The organism is Shinella kummerowiae, assembly GCF_009827055.1.
Lineage (GTDB): Bacteria > Pseudomonadota > Alphaproteobacteria > Rhizobiales > Rhizobiaceae > Shinella > Shinella kummerowiae.
Genome location: NZ_WUMK01000001.1, coordinates 867,154 through 885,908 on the forward strand (window position 1 = coordinate 867,154; position 18,755 = coordinate 885,908).

Here is an 18,755-nt window from a genome sequence, read left to right on the forward strand (position 1 = left end):
CGTTATGAACGATTGGCCGCCAGCGCCCGGTTGCGCTTCAGCCAGTGGTCGAGCTTTTCCTCAAGCTTCTCGATGCTGATCGGCTTCGCCAGATAGTCGTCCATGCCGGCAGCAAGGCATTGCTCCCGGTCGCCATCCAGCACATGGGCCGTGACGGCAACGATCGGCACGCGGTGGCCGGTGCCGCTTTCCATGTCGCGGATCGCCCGGCTGGCCTGAAGCCCGTTCATCACCGGCATGGACATGTCCATGAGGATCATGCCCGGGCGGACGTTACGATAAACCTCGACGGCCTCCGCGCCATTGTCCACCAACCGGAAGCTCACGCCCGCGGCCGTCAGCATCTGGGTGAAAAGGATCTGGTTGACCTCGTTGTCCTCGGCGACCAGCACATCCAGCACGTCGCCATCCGCCGCAGCGACGCTGGAGGCGGCAACGAGCGGCCGAAGCGACAGCACCTTGGTTTCTTCCGCCGCAGGCGTTGCTGCGGCCGTTCTGGCACTGCGCATCACGCGCAGCACTTCGGATACGGTCTCGCGCAAAAGCTCGGCGCGAACCGGCTTCATCAGATGGGCGTGAACATCGTGGGACGACAGCAGTTTGTCGTCCGCCGGCAGGTTCATCGACGTGAGCACGATTAGCGCAATGCCGGCAGTCGAAGGGCCCTGTCGCAACGCCCGAACGAAGTCCGCGGAACGATCCGGCCGGTAATCCAGCAGGATTGCATCGACCGAGACACCCATATCCCCGGCGGCGGCGAGCACGGCGAGCGCTTCTGCCTCCGACCCGACCGCCGTTGCGTCGAACCCCCAGTCGAGCAGCATGTCATGCGAGGCTTTGCGGGAGAGATCATGCGCATCGACGACAAGGATACGCGCACCCGGCATATGGGTGGGAACGATACGGGCGGGCATCGAGGCGACCGCCAACGCCATCGGCAGGCGCAGGGTGAAGACGGACCCTTTGCCGATCTCGCTTGCCGCCTCCAGCGTGCCGCCAAAAAGGCGTGTCAGTCCATCGGTGATGGCAAGGCCGAGCCCCGTGCCCTCGTGCCGGCGCGTCGAGGAACTGTCGACCTGCGAGAACTTCTCGAAGATCGATTCCATCTTTTCCGTCGGAATGCCGGCGCCGGTATCCTCCACACGGATGACGAGCTCGACACCGCGCTCGACCGCCCGGGAAGCCAGGTCGATCAGCACATGGCCGCGATCGGTAAACTTCACGGCATTGCCGACGAGATTGGTGACGATCTGGCGGAAACGGCCGGCATCGCCCATGACGGCCGATGGCATGTTTGCCGCCCCGCGCACCACAAGCTCGATATCCTTCTCGGCCGCCTTGGCCGAAAGCAGCGTCGCGACGTCCTCGATCGCCTCCACGGGATTGAAGGCGATGTCGCGCAGCGTCATCTGGCCAGCGTCGATCTTCGAAAAATCGAGAATGTCGTTGATGATGGTCAAGAGCGCGTTGCCGGACTTCACCATGATGTCGATGAAGGTCTTCTGGCGCGTGTCGAGGTTGGACTTGGCCAGCAACTCGGCCATGCCGAGCACACCATTCATCGGTGTGCGGATTTCGTGGCTCATATTGGCCAGGAATTCCGACTTCGCCTTGTCGGCCGTCTCGGCCCGCGTGACGAGCCGGCGCAATTCGTCCTCGCGGTTCTTCAGATCGGTGATATCGGAGAACACCATGACAGAGCGCCCGCGGCCCGTCGGCGTCACATCGAGCCGCAGCCAGCGCTGGTAACCGCTGAACACGGTCAGCGTCGCCGGCTTGCCCGTGAAGAGGATTTTTCCGAACGCGCTTGCATCGACGGGCGCCTCGTCGGCGAAGCCGGCGATCTTGCGATCGACGCAGCTCTGGAGAACATCCTTGATCAGCGCACCGGATTGCAGCAGGTGCGCCGGCATGGCGATCATGGTGGACAGCGCCTCGTTCGAAAGCACCACCCTGTCGTCTTCGATGATCAGCAGGCCCTGGCTCATCGAGGACACGGCGTCCTTCATCAGCGTGCCGACATCCTCGAGCGCGCTGCGGGCTTGCAGCACTTCGCGCTCGCGCTCGCGTCGCTCGGTGATGTCGATATAGGTCAGCAGGCAGCGGCCGCCGGAAATCGCGCAGCCGGCTTCGATCACCGCCCGCCCGTTGGCATAGGCAACCTCGCGCACCGGCATCTCGCCGGCCCGGATGCCGGCAAGGCACTGCTCGGAACCTTCGGTGTCGGGGCCGCCCTCGCCGCAAACGCCGCCCTGCGCCTGCTGAAAGGCGAGAAGGGCGCCGAGAGGCTGTCCCTTCATCGGCGGCAGCGCACCATCCCAAAGGGTTTCGAAGGCGCCATTGACCAGTTCGATGAGACCGTCCTCATCGACCACGACGATCCCGACCGGAAGCGACTCGACGACACTTTCAAGGTCGGAGCGTGCGGCTTCGGCCTGACGCTGCGCCTCGATCAACTGCGCCTCGCGCTTCTTCAGCACGGTCGTGTCGGTGATCGAGCCGATCAGGTAGCTCTTTTCATCGAGCGTCGTGACGCGATAGAGCCGCGAGATCGTCGGCAGTACGGAGCCGTCGGGGCGAAGGTACTCGATTTCGGATTCCAGCAGTTCCCCGGTGTCGAGCACGAACTGGTTCTGCTGGTGGAATTCCTCTCCCTGCTCGGGATACATTTCAAGCGTGGTGAGGCCGAGCAACTGTTCCGGCTGCCGTCCCGTCATCTCGACATAGGCGCGGTTGGCAAAGATCATGCGCTGGTTTTCGTCGCGCATGAAGCTGGCGACCGGCAGTTCATCAAGCAGCGCGCGGTAGAGGCTGATCTCCTGCGCGTGCTGCTTCAACTGCCCCTCGCTCTCCTTGAGCGCCGTCGCGTCAAGACGCAACGCGACCAGCACGCCATCCGGTCGGCGCTGCGTGACGAGACGCGTCCAGCCGCCGGCGGGGTGGCGGGCGGCGGATTCGTAGAGTGGCAGGTCGTAGCTGGCGAGCCGGGCGGCCGTCCAGCGCTCGCGCTCGGCCTGTGGCTTGTGCCCGACCTCGAAGTCGTGCAGCGCCTCGACCACGGTTGCAAGGCTGACCGGCCCCTCTGCCAAGTCGCCAATGAGCACCCGGTAGAATTCCCGCATGCCCGCATTGGCATAATTCAGCCGGTTGTCCGCGCCGAAGACGGCAATACCCGCGCCGAGCGTATCGAGCGCGTCTTCGATCGGAGCAACGGCATGCGTCTCGTTCGTCGCGGCCCGGCCGACGGACGCGAAGTTCGCGACCTGTGGCGGGTCGCCATTGCCGTTCGCGACGCCGCGCACCGTCGTTGCCAATGCCTCGATCGAGGGGGTGAACAGGCCGATGAGAATGGACAGCGTGTGGGAAATCCGTTCACGCTTCAGTGCAATATCGAAGCTGCCGCTGCCGAAGGGATGGACGTAACGGGCGCGCTCGGGATTGCCGAAGATCAGACAGCGGCGCTCGGGGTCGTCCCGGTCGCCATGGCCAAGCGGCTCGCCCACCTCGTCGCTGCGCAGGCCGACCATCTCGGAGGGCCGGTGATCGAAAAGGCGCGCATAGGCTTCGTTCACCGCGAGATAGCGCAATTCGCTGCTCTTGACGTAAGCTGGGTACGGGTGTTCGCAAACGCGCGCACAGGCCGCCACCAGCAATTCGTCTTGAGATTCAGCCACGCCATGTACTCCCCGAAGCGGGACAGAAGGAGGGATTCGTACCCCTTGGGGAGTACCAGCAATCCTTGAACGGATGGTTAAAAGTTCGTTGCCGGAAATGCCGCATGCAGGTCGCTTATCCGAGAGAGCACTTCCCTGTCGCAAATGATGGGCCATGGCGTCGCAGGATGTGCGAAAAGAAATGAAGGCAAACCAGACCGGGGCTGCACTGCACATGGGCGACGTGATCAAACTCGAAAATCACCTCGAACAACCGGAGGCGGACGCCGCCGACACGCCGGTCGAACGCCGGCGACGCGGTGGCGGGCGGGGTGCCGAGCGCACCCGCCGCGCGCCTGCCACGTCGAAATATCTCAATCTCGTCAACACGACCGCCAAGTCCACCGTGCTGTCGGAGGATGCTCTGGAAGCCGTGCACCAGGCGTCACTGACCATCCTCGAAGAGATCGGCATGGACGTCATCCTGCCGGAGGCACGCGAACGCATGAAGGCCGCTGGCGCGGACGTGACGCCCGGTACCGACCGCGTGCGTTTCGACCGTGGCCTCATCCTCGATATGATGGCCTCCGTGCCGCCAGCCTTCACCCTGCATGCCCGCAACCCGGTGCGCAACGTGGAGATCGGCGGCAACAACCTGGTTTTCGCGCAGATCGCCTCCGCCCCTTTCGTCGCCGATCGCGACGGCGGCCGACGCGCCGGCAATCAGGAGGATTTCCGCAAGCTGGTGAAGCTGGCGCAATCCTATGACGTCATCCACACCACCGGTGGCTACCCGGTCGAGCCCGTCGACATCCACGCGTCTGTGCGCCATCTCGACTGCCTTTCGGATATGGTGAAGCTGACCGACAAGGTCTTTCACGTCTATTCGCTGGGAAAACAGCGCAACATCGACGGCATCGAGATTGCCCGCATCGGCCGTGGCATTTCGATGGAGCAGATGGAGCGCGAACCCTCGCTCTTCACCATCATCAACACCTCGTCGCCGCTCCGCCTCGATGGCCCCATGCTGCAAGGCATCATCGAAATGTCCTCGCGCAACCAAGTCGTGGTGGTGACGCCGTTCACGCTGGCCGGCGCGATGGCGCCCGTGACGATCGCCGGCGCCGTGGTACAGCAGAATGCCGAGGCGCTGGCCGGTATCGCCTTCACTCAGATGGTGCGGCGGGGCGCGCCGGTGATGTATGGCGGCTTCACCTCCAATGTCGACATGAAGACGGGGGCGCCGGCCTTCGGCACGCCGGAATATATGAAGGCGGTGGTGGCCGGCGGCCAGCTCGCCCGGAAATACAACATTCCCTACCGTACCTCGAACACCAATGCCTCCAACACGCTCGATGCGCAGGCGGCATACGAATCCGCCTTCTCGCTGTGGGCGCTGACCCAGGGCGGCGGCAATTTCATCATGCATTCGGCGGGTTGGAGCGAGGGCGGCCTGACGGCCTCGTTCGAAAAATTCATCCTCGATGTCGACATGCTGCAGATGGTGGCGGAATACCTGACGCCGCTCGATGTCAGCGCCGATGCGCTCGGGCTGGATGCCGTGCGCGATGTCGGTCCCGGTGGCCATTTCTTCGGCACGCCGCACACGCTGGCGCGCTACGAAACCGCCTTCTATTCACCGATCCTGTCGGATTGGCGAAACTTCGAAACCTGGACCGAAGCCGGGCGCCCGACGACCTACGACCACGCCAACCGGGTCTTCAAGGAAAAGCTCAACAGCTACGAAAAGCCGCCGCTCGACCCGGCAATCGAGGACGAACTGGATGCGTTCGTCGCCAAGCGCAAGGAAGAGGGCGGCGTTCCGACCGACTTTTAAGGGTTAAGCATCGAACATGATCGAGCGGACGGAGGAAATCAGCTTCTCCGTCGGCAGGTTGGAAAAGTTCTTGTCGATCTCGGCCATGGTCAGCGTGCGCGACTTGTCGGAAAGTTTCGTGCGCAGGTCGCCGAGCGTCTGGGGTGCCGCACACACGACGAGACGGTCGAAGGCGCCTTCGGCGGCGTAGTCATCGATGCGGCCGGCGACTTCGGCGGTGAACTTCTGCTGTTCTTCCCGCACCGGATCGCTCGAATATTCCATGGCGGAACGACCGCGACCGACGGAGGAGTGGCTGCGGCCGGGCTTGTCGGCCATGATGTCCTGCGCCTTTTTCGGCTCCCAGCGAAAGACTTCCTGCTCCGGGCTCTGCTGGCCATCGATCAACAGGTTTACCCCCTTGAGCAAGCGGGCCTGATTGCCGTCGGCGGCGAGAATCCAAGTCGTAGCGGTCATGTTTCACTCCCGTAGCGAGATTGCGGATGCGCAGAAACGAATCTGCGTCGGTCAACATCCAACAGTAATGTGGCAGGATGCACGTTGATCGAACGCAACAGGCCGCTCGCATGTTCCGGGTGGCGAACATCACGAAGCTGTTGGAAAGGCATGTCCGCCCCTATCGCCGCGCCCGCAAGGCTCGCTAGGGTGCCGCAAACGACTGGAGAAACCCGTGGCTGAACCGTTGAAAAATTTGCTGCACCCCGGACTGGTGACGGACATGGCAAGCCACATTTCGGTCGCTGCGCCGGACTTCGACGCTACCCGCTTCAGCCGCCTTGCCACCGATGGCATGGAGGCGCTGGAATTGATGCAGCGGTCGGAACGGATCCGCGATGCGCTGACCGAAACACTGCCCGCCGACTATGCCGTTGCGGCAAACATCCTGCGACAAGCCCTGCCGACCGGCGACAAGCCGGGCCTTACCGGCTGGGCGCTGCTGCCGGTCAACCAGTTCGTCTCCCAGCATGGCCTTGGTCATTTCGACCTGTCGCTCGCTCTGCTGAAAGCGCTGACGCCGCATTTCACGGCGGAGTTCGGTATCCGCCGGCTCGTACATGCCGAGCAAGACCGCGCGCTTGCCGAAATCTCCGGCTGGACCACCGACGCCAATCATCACGTCCGCCGGCTTGCCAGCGAAGGCACCCGTCCGCGCCTGCCCTGGGCGATGCGCCTGCCGGCGCTCGTCAAGGACCCACAGCCGATCCTGCCGATCCTCGTCGCCCTGCTCGACGACCCGGAGGATTATGTGCGCCGCTCCGTCGCCAACAGCCTCAACGACATCGCCAAGGATCACCCGGCGCTGGTGGCGGATTTCGTCGAACGCCATATCGAAGGCGCCTCCAGCGAGCGGCGGCAATTGCTGCGGCATGCCTCGCGCACGCTGCTGAAGAAGGGCGATGCCAAGGCGCTCGCCAATTTCGGCTTTGCTGCCGCGCGCGGCATCGAGACGTTGCTGATCGTCACGACTCCCGTCGTCACCTTCGGCGACAAACTCGGCTTCTCCATCAACGTGAGCAACGAGGACGCGGAACCGCAGCGGCTGATGATCGACTACGCGATCCATCATGTGAAGGCGAACGGCACGCTGGCGCCGAAAGTGTTCAAGTGGAAGACGCTGGACCTGGCGGCCGGCGGGCGCCAATCGATCGACAGGGACCATGCCATCCGCGCGATAACCACGCGCGTCTACTATCCCGGCACGCACCGCATCGATATCCTCATCAACGGCAGGGTTTCGGCGTCCCTCGACTTCGAACTGCACATGGATTGACGCCTCATCCTTTCGCACCTGCGAAAACTAGGGCTTGACTTTTTACCGCAAAACAACGACATGACCCCCAGCGTCGCCCTTCGGCCGCCGCGTGAGCGAGCCACCGACGTCCCTGCAACGGGATGCTAAGAAGGACTAGCGCAAGAGACGATCCGCCTCCCATTTGCGGATGACTGCGCAGACGACTGCCAACCAACCCACAAGTTCCCAATTCACGCGGGGTTCTTGACGCCGAACGAAACCGGAAACGCATGGTGCGTTCCGGGCAATTGCGTTTGGCGCCCCGAAAGGTATGCACTTGACCACTTTTCACGACCTCGGCCTCTCGAAGACCATTGTCGATACCCTTTCCACCCTCGGTTTCGCCACCGCTACCCCCATCCAGGAAAAGGCCATTCCGCTTGTCATGGAAGGCTCCGACCTGATCGGCCTCGCCCAGACCGGCACCGGCAAGACGGCCGCCTTCGGCCTGCCGATGATCGAAAAGCTGCTGGCTGATCCGCGCCGTCCCGACCCGCGCAACATCCGCGCCCTCATTCTCGCCCCGACCCGCGAACTGGTGAACCAGATCGCCGACAACCTGCGCGGCTTCGTCAAGAAGACCCCGCTGCGTGTCGTCACCGTCGTCGGCGGCGCGTCCATCAACAAGCAGTCGGAAATGCTTTCCCGCGGCACCGATATCCTCGTCGCCACGCCCGGCCGCCTGCTCGACCTCGTCGCCCGCAAGGCCGTGACGCTGACGCAGGCCCGCTACCTCGTGCTCGACGAAGCCGACCAGATGCTCGACCTCGGCTTCATCCACGACCTGCGCAAGATCTCCAAGATGGTGCCGAAGAACCGCCAGACGCTGCTCTTCTCGGCCACCATGCCGAAGCTGATCGCCGAGCTTGCCGGCGAATACCTCGTCAACCCGAAGAAGGTCGAAGTCTCTCCGCCCGGCAAGGCGGCCGACAAGGTGGAGCAGTATGTCCACCATGTTCCGGGCAAGGACCAGAAGGCACAGATCCTGCGCAAGACGCTGACCGACAATCCGGATGGCCTGTCGCTCGTCTTCTCGCGCACCAAGCATGGTGCGGAGAAGCTGATGAAGCACCTCGACCATATCGGCTTCAAGGCTGCCTCGATCCATGGCAACAAGAGCCAGGGCCAGCGCGAGCGCGCCCTCAAGGCTTTCCGTGATGGCGAAATCCGCGTTCTCGTCGCGACCGACGTCGCCGCCCGCGGCATCGACATTCCGGGCGTCACGCACGTCTACAACTACGACCTGCCGGAAGTGCCGGACGCCTATGTGCACCGTATCGGCCGCACGGCCCGCAACGGCCGCGACGGCATCGCGATCGCCTTCTGCACGCCGGACGAAGCACACTTGCTGCGCGACATCGAAAGGCTGATGGGCATCCAGATCACCGTTGCCAGCGGCGAAGCACCGGCCGTCATCACGGCAGGCCCCGGTGGCAAGTCGCGCAAGCCGCGCAGCGGTAGTGGCCATCGCGCCAGCCAGGGCCGCGCAGGCCAGCGTCCGCCGCGCAAGCCTTTCGGCGAGGGTGCGCAGGCCGATGGCGGCGCACCGGGCGCCGGCAAGCGCCCGCACGGTGGTCGCCCGCCGCAGAAGCAGGGCGAGCGCCAGAACCGCAACCACGGTGGCGGCAACGGCCAGGGTCGTCCGAACCACAACGGCAAGCCGCGCCGTTCGGAAGGCCAGCGCCGCGAACAGGCATAATCATCACCAAGTCGAATGAGGAAACGGCGGGCTTCGGCCCGCCGTTTTCGTTTGCTCACTCCGCCGGCGCCGGGTCCTTGCGGTTGGTGAGGTAAACGCCGACCACAACGATCAGCGTGCCGACGATCATCGGCATCGTCAGCTCCTCGCCGAAGACGGCGGCGGCCTGGAGGGCGGCGATGGGTGGCACGAGATAGATGAGCGAGGCGGCGCGCGAAACCTGCCCGCGCCGCAACAGATACAGCAGCAGCAGGATCGCGCCCATCGAAATGCCGAGCACCGACCAGGCGAGCAGCGCGACAAAGGCGAAGCCGAAATCGACATGCAGGTTTTCCAGGGCGAGCGCGAAAGGCACCGTGACGATCAGCGCGCCGATATATTGCAGGGTCGCGATGGCGCGGATGTCGCCGGTCGGCAGATATTGCTTCTGATAGATCGTGCCGTAGGTGACGGCGGCCATGCCCAGCATGTTGACGACGATGGCGAAGACCGGAATTGCGTCCGCGCCATGGCCGAAGAATTTCGGCAGCACGGCGAGCAACACGCCCAGAAAGCCGAGGCCGAGGCCGATCTTCTGCGTGCCGCTCAGCCGCTCGCCGATGAAGAAGGGAGCGACCAAAGCTGTCATCAACGGCTGGAGGGCCGCGATGATCGACGACAGGGCCGCCGGCACCCCCTGCCCGATCGCCCACCAGACAGCACCGAGATAGATGCCGTGCAGGAAGGCGCCCGAGACAATGGCATGCATGATGGTGCGCCTGTCACGCGGCCAGACGGCACGGGTGACGAGACAGAACCCGGTGAAGAGAATGGCCGCCGTCAGGTAGCGGATGCCGAGAAAGGTCAGCGGCTCGGACACGAAGGTGGCGTATTTGGCGACGACCCAGCCGGTGGACCAGAGCAGGACGAAGATGGCCGGAGCCAGGCGATCAAGGGACATCGGACTTCCGGCAGGATGACAAGCAGTGCGCGAGCGATAGGCGCTGCCATCATGATGGTCAAAGGAATTTCCTTGATGCTTAGGTTCAGCGGAAGGCGCGCCGACCATGCTTTCGGCACCTGCCTATCTTTTCGGCAGGCCGGGTCTGGCACTCTCTTCGCCGGTGTAGGACCTGCCGCAAAAAACCGTCGCCACGGCCGGTTTCATGACATTCAAAGCGGTGTGAGAATTCTTTCCCGCTAATTGAGCATGGTTCTTGCATTGCCTCTGATGTTGTACTCAAATGGCGAAAAATGGGGAACACGCCTTTGGCATTTGATGAAATGATGAACGCGGATACCAACCCGCGGCAGCCATATGAAAACTACCATGAATGGTACGAAGGACAGGATCGGGCTCGCCTGATCGCCAAATCAAGGGACGCCGAAAACCTCTTCCGAAAAACCGGCATCACCTTCGCAGTCTACGGACACGAAGACAGTTCTGAAAAACTCATCCCCTTCGATATCATCCCCCGCATCATTTCCGGCCGCGAATGGCGCAAGCTCGCCCAGGGCATCGAACAGCGGGTCATCGCCCTCAACGCCTTCCTCGACGACATCTACCACAAGCAGGAAATCATCAAGGCCGGCCGCGTGCCGCGTGAGCTCATCGAGCGCAACGTCGCCTTCCTGCCGCAAATGATCGGCTTCAAGCCGCCGGGCGGCGTCTATACCCACATCGTCGGCACCGACATCGTGCGCACCGGCGAAGACCAGTTCTATGTGCTTGAAGACAATGCCCGCACGCCTTCCGGCGTCAGCTACATGCTGGAAAACCGGGAAACCATGATGCAGATGTTCCCCGAGCTGTTCCACCTGAACAAGGTGCGCCCGGTGGAAGACTATCCGAAGACGCTGCGCCAGAGCCTCGCGTCACTTGCACCGCCCGGCTGTTCCGGCAAGCCGCGCGTCGCCGTATTGACGCCCGGCATCTTCAACTCCGCCTATTACGAACATTCCTTCCTCGCCGACATGATGGGCGTGGAACTGGTCGAAGGCTCGGACCTGCGCGTCGTCGACGGCAAGGTGAAGATGCGCACGACCCGCGGCTACGAGGCGATCGACGTGCTCTACCGCCGCGTCGACGACGACTTCCTCGATCCCCTCACCTTCCGGCCGGATTCGGCGCTTGGCATTCCGGGCATCATGGATGTCTACAAGGCCGGCAACATCACGATTGCCAATGCTCCGGGTACGGGCATTTCCGACGACAAAGCGATCTATTCCTACATGCCAGAGATCGTCGAGTTCTATACCGGCCGCAAGGCGCTCCTGGAAAACGTGCCGACCTGGCGCTGCTCGGAGGAAGACAGCCTCAAATACGTGCTCGAGCATCTGAGTGAACTCGTCGTCAAGGAAGTGCACGGTTCGGGCGGCTATGGCATGCTCGTCGGTCCGACCGCGTCCAAGAAGGAATGCGCCGCCTTTGCCGAAAAGCTGAAGGCCCGGCCGTCGAACTACATCGCGCAGCCGACGCTGTCGCTCTCCACAGTCCCTATCCTCGTCAACAAGGGCATCGCGCCCCGGCACGTCGACCTTCGGCCCTACGTGCTCGTTTCCGACAAGGTACAGATCATTCCGGGCGGGTTGACCCGCGTGGCGCTGAAAGAAGGCTCGCTGGTGGTGAACTCCAGCCAGGGCGGCGGCACGAAGGACACCTGGGTACTGGAGGACTGATGCCGATGCTGGGAAGAACTGCCAACGGCCTTTACTGGATGTTCCGCTATATCGAGCGGGCTGAAAACATCGCCCGCCTGATCGATGCGGGCCTGCGCATGGCGCTGACGCGCAGCGGCTCCACCGACGAGGACTGGGACGGCGTGCTGCAAAGTGCGGGCGTGCGCGAGGACTTCGACGAGGTGCACGAGAAGCTGACGAGCGCCGACGCCATCGACTACCTGCTGCGCGACCGGGCCAATCCGTCGAGCGTCATGTCCTGCATCGATTTTGCGCGCAACAATGCCCGCATGGTGCGCACGGCCCTGACCCGGGAAACCTGGGAAGCGACGAACGAGTGCTGGATCGAGTTGAAGCTGGCGCTCTCCAAACGCGTGAAGCCCGCCGATATGCCGGAGGTGATCGGTACGATCAAGCGCTGCACCGCCCTCATCCGCGGTGCCTTCCACGGCACGATGCTGCGCGACGACATCTACAACTTCTCGCGTATCGGCACCTTCATCGAGCGGGCGGACAATACCGCGCGCATTCTCGACGTGAAGTACTACGTGCTGCTGCCGGCGATCGCCAAGGTGGGCTCGTCGCTCGACAACAAGCAGTGGGAATCGATCCTGCGCTCGGTTTCGGCGCACCGCTCCTATAGCTGGGTCTATGACGGCGACTATTCGCCGGCCAACATCGCCGACTTCCTGATCCTCAACGATCGCATGCCGCGCTCGCTCGGCTACAGCTACGACAAGATCGTCAGCAACCTCGGCTATCTTGCCAAGCTCTACGGCGACAACCATGCAGCGCACGAGACGGCGTCCGCCACGCTGATGCTGCTCAGGAGCCGCACCATGGATGACATCATGGAACAGGGGCTGCACGAGTTCATCGAGGAGTTCATCGTGCACAACAACCGCCTCGGAGAGGAAATCTCCGAAGGCTACCGCTTCTATCGATAGGGCTGGTACGGGGGCGACCATGCGACTGAAGATCAGCCACACGACCGAATATCACTACGACGATCCGGTGCAATATTCGCTTCAACGGCTGCGGCTGACGCCGAAGAGCCAGCCGGGACAGATCGTGCGCGCGTGGAAAACCACGGTGCACGGCGCGCGCCTGGAAGCGGGCTACACCGACCATTTCGGCAACCATGTCGATCTTGTCAGCACCAATGCCGAACAGGTGTCGATCCGCATCGTCGCCGAAGGCGAGGTGGATACCGAGGATCGGGCCGGCGTGTTCGGCCCGCACCAGGGCTTCGTGCCGCTCTGGCTCTATCTGCGCGAGACGCCGCTGACCAAACCCGGAAAGCTCATCCGGGAATTTGCGAAAGCATCCAGCGGCGATAACGAGCTTGCCCGCATGCATGACCTGATGGGAGCGATCCACGCCACCGTCGCCTACAAGCCGGGTGAGACCGGGTCGGAAACGACCGCCGAGCACGCGCTCGAGATGAAGCACGGCGTCTGCCAGGATCACGCGCATATCCTTCTGTCCGCGGCGCGCTATCTCGGCATCCCGGCCCGTTATGTCTCGGGCTACCTGCTGATGGAAACCCCCGAGCAGACGGCAAGCCATGCCTGGGCAGAAGTCCATCTTCAGGGCCTCGGCTGGGTCGGTTTCGACGCGGCGAACAATATCTGCCCGGACGGCCGCTATGTCCGGCTGTCGACCGGCCTGGACTACAAGGATGCGGCGCCCGTGTCCGGCATGGTGATGGGCACGGCCGCGGAAACGATGAGCGTGTCCATAACCGTCGCACCGGCTGGACAGAGCCAATCACAAAGCCAGAGCTGACAGCGGCGGACATGGCCGCCGCCCCCAGCTATTGCCTCATCGCGAAGCCGTCTCCAGCAGACGGCAAAGTTTCACCAGCGCCGCATCATAGCCACCGCCATTGACGCTGCGGCAGCGTTTGATGAGCTGAAGGCGCTCACTGCCCGGGAGCTGCGTGAATTCCTGCACGACGCCATCAGCGTCCGGCGCCACGCGGCCGTCATCATCACCCGGATTGTGCGGCCGCGGATCGACACGATCCGGCCGGGTGACCACGTCGTCATCACCAATGCTGACATCCACGCCGACATCGACCAGGTCACGGCCACCGACTGTTGCGTCGATATCCGCCGAAAGACCATTGCGGCCGCCGACCGTTGCCCGCACATCCGCATCCGCAAGTCCGTTGGCGCCGCCGACATTGGCCTTCGCGCGCGCATTCACGCCGTTGCGACCGCCGAGCGCTGCCTTCACATCCGCATCGGCAAGACCGCGGGCGCCACCGACATTAGCCTTGGCGCCGGCCCGCAAGCCATTCGCGCCACCAACCCTCGCCCCCACCTTCGCGTCGACCAGCCCCCTGCTGCCACCGACCCGGGTATCAACACCGGCTCTCACGTTGCCGACGCTGACACCGACGCCAAGGCCGAGACCATCCCGCTTGCCGCGCTCCGCCGCATGCGCCGGCAGGAAGAGAACCGCCGCGGCCAGCACGGCTGCTGAAAGCGTGGAAATCGATAGGCTGTTTGATGACCTGAACATGGAAACCTCCCATTCAGCGACCAGCCCGGGAGTGGACCGGTATCGCAAAATGGAAGGTTGAGTGGATGGCCGCGGTTCCACCTGATCCTGTATGAAGGAAAAGGAAAGATTGCACTGCGTCCGGCAAGCAGAAGAATCTGTGCTGAAACGAAGCAAATCCGGGCACGGCAGGATCGCCGCGCCCGGAAAAGTTCAGTGGCTGTCCTTGCCGACCGCGCTGCCGCGGCAGCCCTTGAGGAAGTCGAGGTCGGCCCCGGTATCAGCGCCCTGAACGTGCTGCTGGTGCAGCCAGGCATAACCCGACGTCGGCAGGTCGTGATTCGGTTTCCACGCGGCGAGCCGGCTTGCCAGTTCCTCCTCGGAAATATCGAGATGCAGGCGGCGGTTCGGCACGTCCAGCTCGATCATGTCGCCGTTCTTCACGACCGCGAGCGGACCACCGACGGCGGCTTCCGGCGAGGTGTGCAGCACGACAGTACCGTAGGCGGTGCCTGACATGCGTGCATCGGAGATGCGCACCATGTCGGTGATGCCCTTCTTCAGCACTTTCGGAGGAAGACCCATATTGCCGACCTCCGCCATGCCCGGATAACCCTTCGGCCCACAGTTCTTCATGACCATGACGCAGGTCTCGTCGATATCGAGACTGTCGTCGTTGATCTTGGCCTTGTAGTCGTCGATATCCTCGAACACCACAGCACGACCGCGATGCGTCAGCAGGTGCGGCGAGGCGGCGGACGGCTTCAGCACCGCCCCCTTCGGCGCAAGATTGCCGCGCACGACGACGATGCCACCCGACTGCGTCAGCGCCTTTTCCGCGGGCAGGATGACGTCCTCGTTCCAGTTGACGACGTCCTTGACCTCGTCCCAGACGGTTTCGCCGGACACCGTGATCGCATCCTTGTGCAAGAGGCCGGCTTCGCCGAGACGCTTCAGCACGACGGGCAGACCGCCGGCATAGAAGAACTCTTCCATCAGGTACTTGCCCGACGGCATCAGGTTGACGATGGTCGGCACGTCGCGGCCGCAACGGTCCCAATCGTCCAGCGTCAGGTCGATACCGACGCGGCCGGCCATGGCAAGCAGATGGATGACCGCGTTGGTCGATCCACCGATCGCCGCATTGGTGCGGATGGCGTTCTCGAAGGCCTGCTTCGTCATGATGTCGGACGGCTTCAGGTCGTCCTTGACCATCTGCACGATGCGCCGGCCGGTGAGCTGCGCCATAACCTTGCGGCGGGAATCGACGCCCGGGATGGCGGCATTGCCGGACAGAGCCATGCCGAGCGCTTCGGCCATCGACGCCATGGTGGAGGCCGTCCCCATGGTGTTGCAGGTACCCGACGACCGGCTCATCGAGGCTTCGGCCTCAAGGAATTCGGCCTGCGTCATCTCGCCGGCCTTCACCATTTCGGAGAACTTCCACAGATGCGTGCCGGAACCGACGCGCTCGCCACGGAAGTACCCGTTCAGCATCGGGCCGCCGGTAACGACGATCGACGGCAGGTCGACCGAGGCGGCCGCCATGATCAGCGACGGCGTGGTCTTGTCGCAGCCGACCATCAGCACACAGCCATCCATCGGCTGGCCGCGAATGGTTTCCTCAATCGCCAGTGCCGCGAGGTTGCGGTACATCATCGCCGTCGGGCGGAAGGTGTTTTCGGAGGCCGAGAAGACCGGCACTTCCATCGGGAAACCGCCCGCTTCCCAGATGCCGGCCTTCACCTTTTCGGCAAGCTCGCGCAGATGGCCGTTGCACGGCGTCATATCCGACCAGGTGTTGAGGATGCCGATGACAGGGCGCCCGTCGAACAGATCGTGCGGATAGCCCTGGTTCTTCATCCAGCCACGGTGATAGATCACGTCGCGGCTGGTGCCGCCGTACCATTCCTGCGATCTCAGCCTGCGCGGCCATTCCGCTTTCTTCGTCATCTTTCCAGTCCTTCAAGGGACCGCCCGCAAAAGCCGGACGGCCTTTGTCTCACGCCAGGGTGTAGGCGGTCTTGACGGTTGTGTAGAATTCGTTGGCGTATCGTCCCTGCTCGCGCGAACCATGCGACGAGCCCTTGCGGCCGCCAAAGGGCACATGGAAATCGACGCCCGCCGTCGGCAGATTGACCATCACCATGCCGGCTTCGGCATTGCGCTTGAAATGCGTCGCGTGCTTCAGGCTCGTCGTCGCGATGCCGGAGGACAGGCCGAACGGCGTGTGGTTGGCGACGGCAAGCGCCTCCTCATAATCCTTGACGCGGATGACGGCGGCGACCGGGCCGAAAATCTCTTCGCGCGAGATACGCATGTCGTTCGTCGCCTCGGTGAAGAGCGCGGGCGCCAGATAGAAGCCGGGCGTGTCGCGCTTCAGAAGCTCGCCGCCGAAGGCGAGTTTTGCACCCTCTTGTCTGCCGATCTCGATATAGTCCGTGTCCTGCTTGAGCTGGCTCTCGTCGACCACCGGACCGATATGGGTGCCGGCCTTCAGGGCATCATCAACGACGACGCTCTTCAAGCGTTCACCGACGGCGGCGACGAACCTGTCGTGGATGCCTTCTGTGACGATGACGCGCGAGGAGGCCGTGCAGCGCTGGCCCGTCGAGAAGAAGGCCGAATTGACTGCAGCCTCGACGGCGACGGTGAGGTCCGCATCGTCGAGCACGACGAAGGGGTTCTTGCCGCCCATTTCGAGCTGGTATTTGCGGTTATGTTCGACGGAAGCGGAGGCCACACGTTTGCCCGTGCCTGTCGAGCCGGTAAACGTGATGGCATGCACGTCGGGGCTGTCGAGCATGGTCTGGCCGACGACCGAACCCTTGCCCATGACGAGGTTCAACACCCCCTTCGGCAGGCCGGCGCGCACGAGGATATCGACGATCGCCCAGGAACAGCCGGGCACCAGTTCGGCCGGCTTGAAGACCACCGTATTGCCGTAACAAAGCGCCGGCGCGATCTTCCAGGCGGGAATGGCGATCGGGAAATTCCACGGCGTGATGATGCCGACGACGCCAACCGGCTCGCGGGTGATCTCGACGCCGATATTCGGGCGCACCGACGGCAGCACCTCGCCGGCAAGGCGCAGACACTCACCGGCGAAGAAATCAAAGATCTGGCCGGCGCGCACGGTCTCGCCGATTCCTTCGGCCAGCGTCTTGCCCTCTTCGCGTGACAGCAGGCGGCCAAGCTCGTCCTTGCGGGCAAGGATCTCGTCGGCGGTTTTCCGCAGGATCGCGTGACGCTCGAGGATGCCGGAGCGCGACCAGGCCGGGAAGGCCGCCTTCGCCGCCGCAATCGCCGCCTTGGTGTCCTCGACGGAGGCGCGGGCATATTCGCCCACCACGTCGTCGGTATTCGACGGGTTGATGTTGCGGATCGCGTCCGAGCCGACCCATTCGCCGGCAATCAGGTTCTGGTGGATGGTCATGGGCTCTCGAGCCTCCTGTCTGTCGCGCACCGCCCGAAGGCGGCACATCCATTACAATTGGCGGATTTCGATCTCTTCTTCCTTGGCGATGGCCAGCGGGTTGCGCAGCGGCAGACCGAAACCATCCGCGCCGATCTCGAACACATCGCCCGCCTCCGTGCGGATGCCGTCACCGAACGACAGCGTCGCGGTGCCGAACATATGCACGTGGATATCGCCCGGCGCGCGGAACAGGCCGTACTTGAAATGATGGTATTCGAGGTTGGCGAAGGTATGGGACATGTTCGCTTCGCCCGAGACGAAGGGCTTTTCCCAGAGAACTTTGCCGCCACGCAGGATGCGCGAGAAGCCGCGGATATCGTCCGGCGCCGCGCCCACGCGGATTTCCGGGCCGAAGCTCGCCTGGCGCAGCTTGGAATGGGCGAGATAGAGATAGTTGATGCGCTCCGTCACATGGTCGGAGAACTCATTCGAGACGGCAAAGCCGATACGGAACGGCGAACCGTCGGTGGCGATGATGTAGATGCCGGCCATTTCCGGCTCTTCGCCGCCATCAAGCGCAAAGGAGGGCGACGTCAAGGCTGCACCCGGTGCGACGGCCTGGCTGCCATTGCCCTTGTAGAACCATTCCGGCTGCACGCCCTTTTCGCCGGCCTTCGGCTTGCCGTTTTCGAGACCCATGCGGAACATCTTCATCGAATCCGTCAGCGTCTCTTCGGCCGCTTCCGAGGTCTTCTTGTGCATGGAATCGCGCGTCGCGGCGGAGCCGAGATGGGTAAGGCCCGTACCGGTCAGATGCAGATGCGCGGCATCCGGATGGGTGATCGGCGACAGCAGGCGGCCGGCCGCATAGGCCTCCTCCAGATCGACCGCATCACCAAGCCCCTTGGCATCGATGACCGCTTTCAGCGACTGGCCGCCATTGGCCGCCTCCATGGCAAGCGCATAGACGCTGCCGGCACCCTTGACCGCGCGGCCGGCACCGCCCTCTTCCCGCACGACCACGGTGATCGAACCGTCGGTATTTGCTACCTGCGAAATCAGCATTTCCTCGTCCTTCCTGGAGCCGGCTTGCGCCAAGGCTCCGCACCTGCGGTGGACGGACGCCACCACACCGGCCGCCTCAGGCAGCCCGTCAAACACGCATGCAATCCAGATGGCTGGCCGGTGAC

At 63.4% G+C, this 18,755-nt stretch carries 13 protein-coding genes; 6 read left to right on the forward strand and 7 right to left on the reverse strand.

The genetic code is table 11. From position 1 onward, the window contains the following. Window positions 1-2: 2 nt before the first annotated feature. On the reverse strand, window positions 3-3,674 hold the full coding sequence (locus GR138_RS04075) for a response regulator (protein WP_160857307.1): 3,672 nt from the start codon (window positions 3,672-3,674) through the stop codon (window positions 3-5). A 214-nt stretch (window positions 3,675-3,888) separates the two neighbouring features. Between GR138_RS04075 and GR138_RS04080 the strand changes: the two genes are divergently transcribed. Then, a complete protein-coding gene (locus tag GR138_RS04080; RefSeq protein ID WP_160857433.1) occupies window positions 3,889-5,490 on the forward strand; it encodes a trimethylamine methyltransferase family protein in 1,602 nt (533 codons plus the stop codon). 3 nt (window positions 5,491-5,493) lie between these two features. On the opposite strand, the gene GR138_RS04085 is transcribed toward GR138_RS04080, so the two are convergent. Continuing rightward, entirely contained in the window at window positions 5,494-5,946 is a 453-nt protein-coding gene (locus GR138_RS04085) for a host attachment protein (RefSeq protein WP_160857308.1), read from the reverse strand. Between the two features lie 214 nt (window positions 5,947-6,160). On the opposite strand from GR138_RS04085, the gene GR138_RS04090 reads away from it, so the two are divergent. Both GR138_RS04090 and GR138_RS04095 read left to right on the forward strand, forming a co-directional pair. After that, window positions 6,161-7,261: a DNA alkylation repair protein gene (locus GR138_RS04090; RefSeq protein WP_160857309.1), complete on the forward strand. Its 1,101-nt coding sequence runs from the start codon at window positions 6,161-6,163 to the stop codon at window positions 7,259-7,261. A gap of 298 nt (window positions 7,262-7,559) precedes the next feature. After that, window positions 7,560-8,981 carry a DEAD/DEAH box helicase gene (locus GR138_RS04095; RefSeq protein ID WP_160857310.1) on the forward strand — a complete coding sequence of 474 codons (1,422 nt, stop codon included), beginning with the start codon at window positions 7,560-7,562 and terminating at the stop codon, window positions 8,979-8,981. 55 nt (window positions 8,982-9,036) lie between these two features. Here GR138_RS04095 and GR138_RS04100 read toward each other — a convergent pair whose 3' ends face one another. After that, window positions 9,037-9,921, reverse strand: a complete 885-nt coding sequence (locus GR138_RS04100) for a DMT family transporter (RefSeq protein ID WP_160857311.1) — start codon at window positions 9,919-9,921, stop codon at window positions 9,037-9,039. Between the two features lie 293 nt (window positions 9,922-10,214). Here GR138_RS04100 and GR138_RS04105 point away from each other — a divergent pair, with 293 nt between their 5' ends. Genes GR138_RS04105 through GR138_RS04115 form a run of 3 tightly spaced genes read left to right on the forward strand, consistent with a single transcriptional unit; the run spans window position 10,215 to window position 13,427 of the window. Beyond that, the gene (locus GR138_RS04105) at window positions 10,215-11,639 is read left to right on the forward strand and encodes a circularly permuted type 2 ATP-grasp protein (RefSeq protein ID WP_160857312.1); all 1,425 of its coding nucleotides are present in this window, start codon (window positions 10,215-10,217) and stop codon (window positions 11,637-11,639) included. A gap of 5 nt (window positions 11,640-11,644) precedes the next feature. Further along, the gene (locus GR138_RS04110; protein ID WP_160857313.1) at window positions 11,645-12,586 is read left to right on the forward strand and encodes an alpha-E domain-containing protein; all 942 of its coding nucleotides are present in this window, start codon (window positions 11,645-11,647) and stop codon (window positions 12,584-12,586) included. A gap of 19 nt (window positions 12,587-12,605) precedes the next feature. Further along, window positions 12,606-13,427 carry a transglutaminase family protein gene (locus GR138_RS04115; RefSeq protein ID WP_160857314.1) on the forward strand — a complete coding sequence of 274 codons (822 nt, stop codon included), beginning with the start codon at window positions 12,606-12,608 and terminating at the stop codon, window positions 13,425-13,427. Between the two features lie 36 nt (window positions 13,428-13,463). On the opposite strand, the gene GR138_RS04120 is transcribed toward GR138_RS04115, so the two are convergent. The 4 genes from GR138_RS04120 to araD1 all read right to left on the reverse strand — a co-directional run bounded on the left by GR138_RS04120 (window position 13,464) and on the right by araD1 (window position 18,630). Further along, window positions 13,464-14,168 (reverse strand): hypothetical protein, encoded by a 705-nt coding sequence (locus GR138_RS04120; protein ID WP_160857315.1) that lies wholly within the window; start codon window positions 14,166-14,168, stop codon window positions 13,464-13,466. A 192-nt stretch (window positions 14,169-14,360) separates the two neighbouring features. Beyond that, window positions 14,361-16,100: an L-arabinonate dehydratase gene (gene araD, locus GR138_RS04125; RefSeq protein WP_160857316.1), complete on the reverse strand. Its 1,740-nt coding sequence runs from the start codon at window positions 16,098-16,100 to the stop codon at window positions 14,361-14,363. Between the two features lie 49 nt (window positions 16,101-16,149). Next, a complete protein-coding gene (locus GR138_RS04130; protein WP_160857317.1) occupies window positions 16,150-17,583 on the reverse strand; it encodes an aldehyde dehydrogenase family protein in 1,434 nt (477 codons plus the stop codon). A 51-nt stretch (window positions 17,584-17,634) separates the two neighbouring features. Next, window positions 17,635-18,630: an AraD1 family protein gene (gene araD1 / locus GR138_RS04135; RefSeq protein ID WP_160857318.1), complete on the reverse strand. Its 996-nt coding sequence runs from the start codon at window positions 18,628-18,630 to the stop codon at window positions 17,635-17,637. Window positions 18,631-18,755 lie beyond the last annotated feature (125 nt).

What these genes read in the sequence shown, in the direction of transcription:
- GR138_RS04100 (WP_160857311.1), bottom strand. Translation starts at nt 9,921, where the DNA reads ATGTCCCTTGATCGCCTGGCTCCGGCCATCTTCGTCCTGCTCTGGTCC.
- araD (WP_160857316.1), bottom strand. Translation starts at nt 16,100, where the DNA reads ATGACGAAGAAAGCGGAATGGCCGCGCAGGCTGAGATCGCAGGAATGG.
- GR138_RS04130 (WP_160857317.1), bottom strand. Translation starts at nt 17,583, where the DNA reads ATGACCATCCACCAGAACCTGATTGCCGGCGAATGGGTCGGCTCGGAC.
- GR138_RS04115 (WP_160857314.1), top strand. Translation starts at nt 12,606, where the DNA reads ATGCGACTGAAGATCAGCCACACGACCGAATATCACTACGACGATCCG.
- GR138_RS04120 (WP_160857315.1), bottom strand. Translation starts at nt 14,168, where the DNA reads ATGTTCAGGTCATCAAACAGCCTATCGATTTCCACGCTTTCAGCAGCC.
- GR138_RS04110 (WP_160857313.1), top strand. Translation starts at nt 11,645, where the DNA reads ATGCTGGGAAGAACTGCCAACGGCCTTTACTGGATGTTCCGCTATATC.
- GR138_RS04080 (WP_160857433.1), top strand. Translation starts at nt 3,889, where the DNA reads ATGGGCGACGTGATCAAACTCGAAAATCACCTCGAACAACCGGAGGCG.
- araD1 (WP_160857318.1), bottom strand. Translation starts at nt 18,630, where the DNA reads ATGCTGATTTCGCAGGTAGCAAATACCGACGGTTCGATCACCGTGGTC.
- GR138_RS04105 (WP_160857312.1), top strand. Translation starts at nt 10,215, where the DNA reads ATGGGGAACACGCCTTTGGCATTTGATGAAATGATGAACGCGGATACC.
- GR138_RS04085 (WP_160857308.1), bottom strand. Translation starts at nt 5,946, where the DNA reads ATGACCGCTACGACTTGGATTCTCGCCGCCGACGGCAATCAGGCCCGC.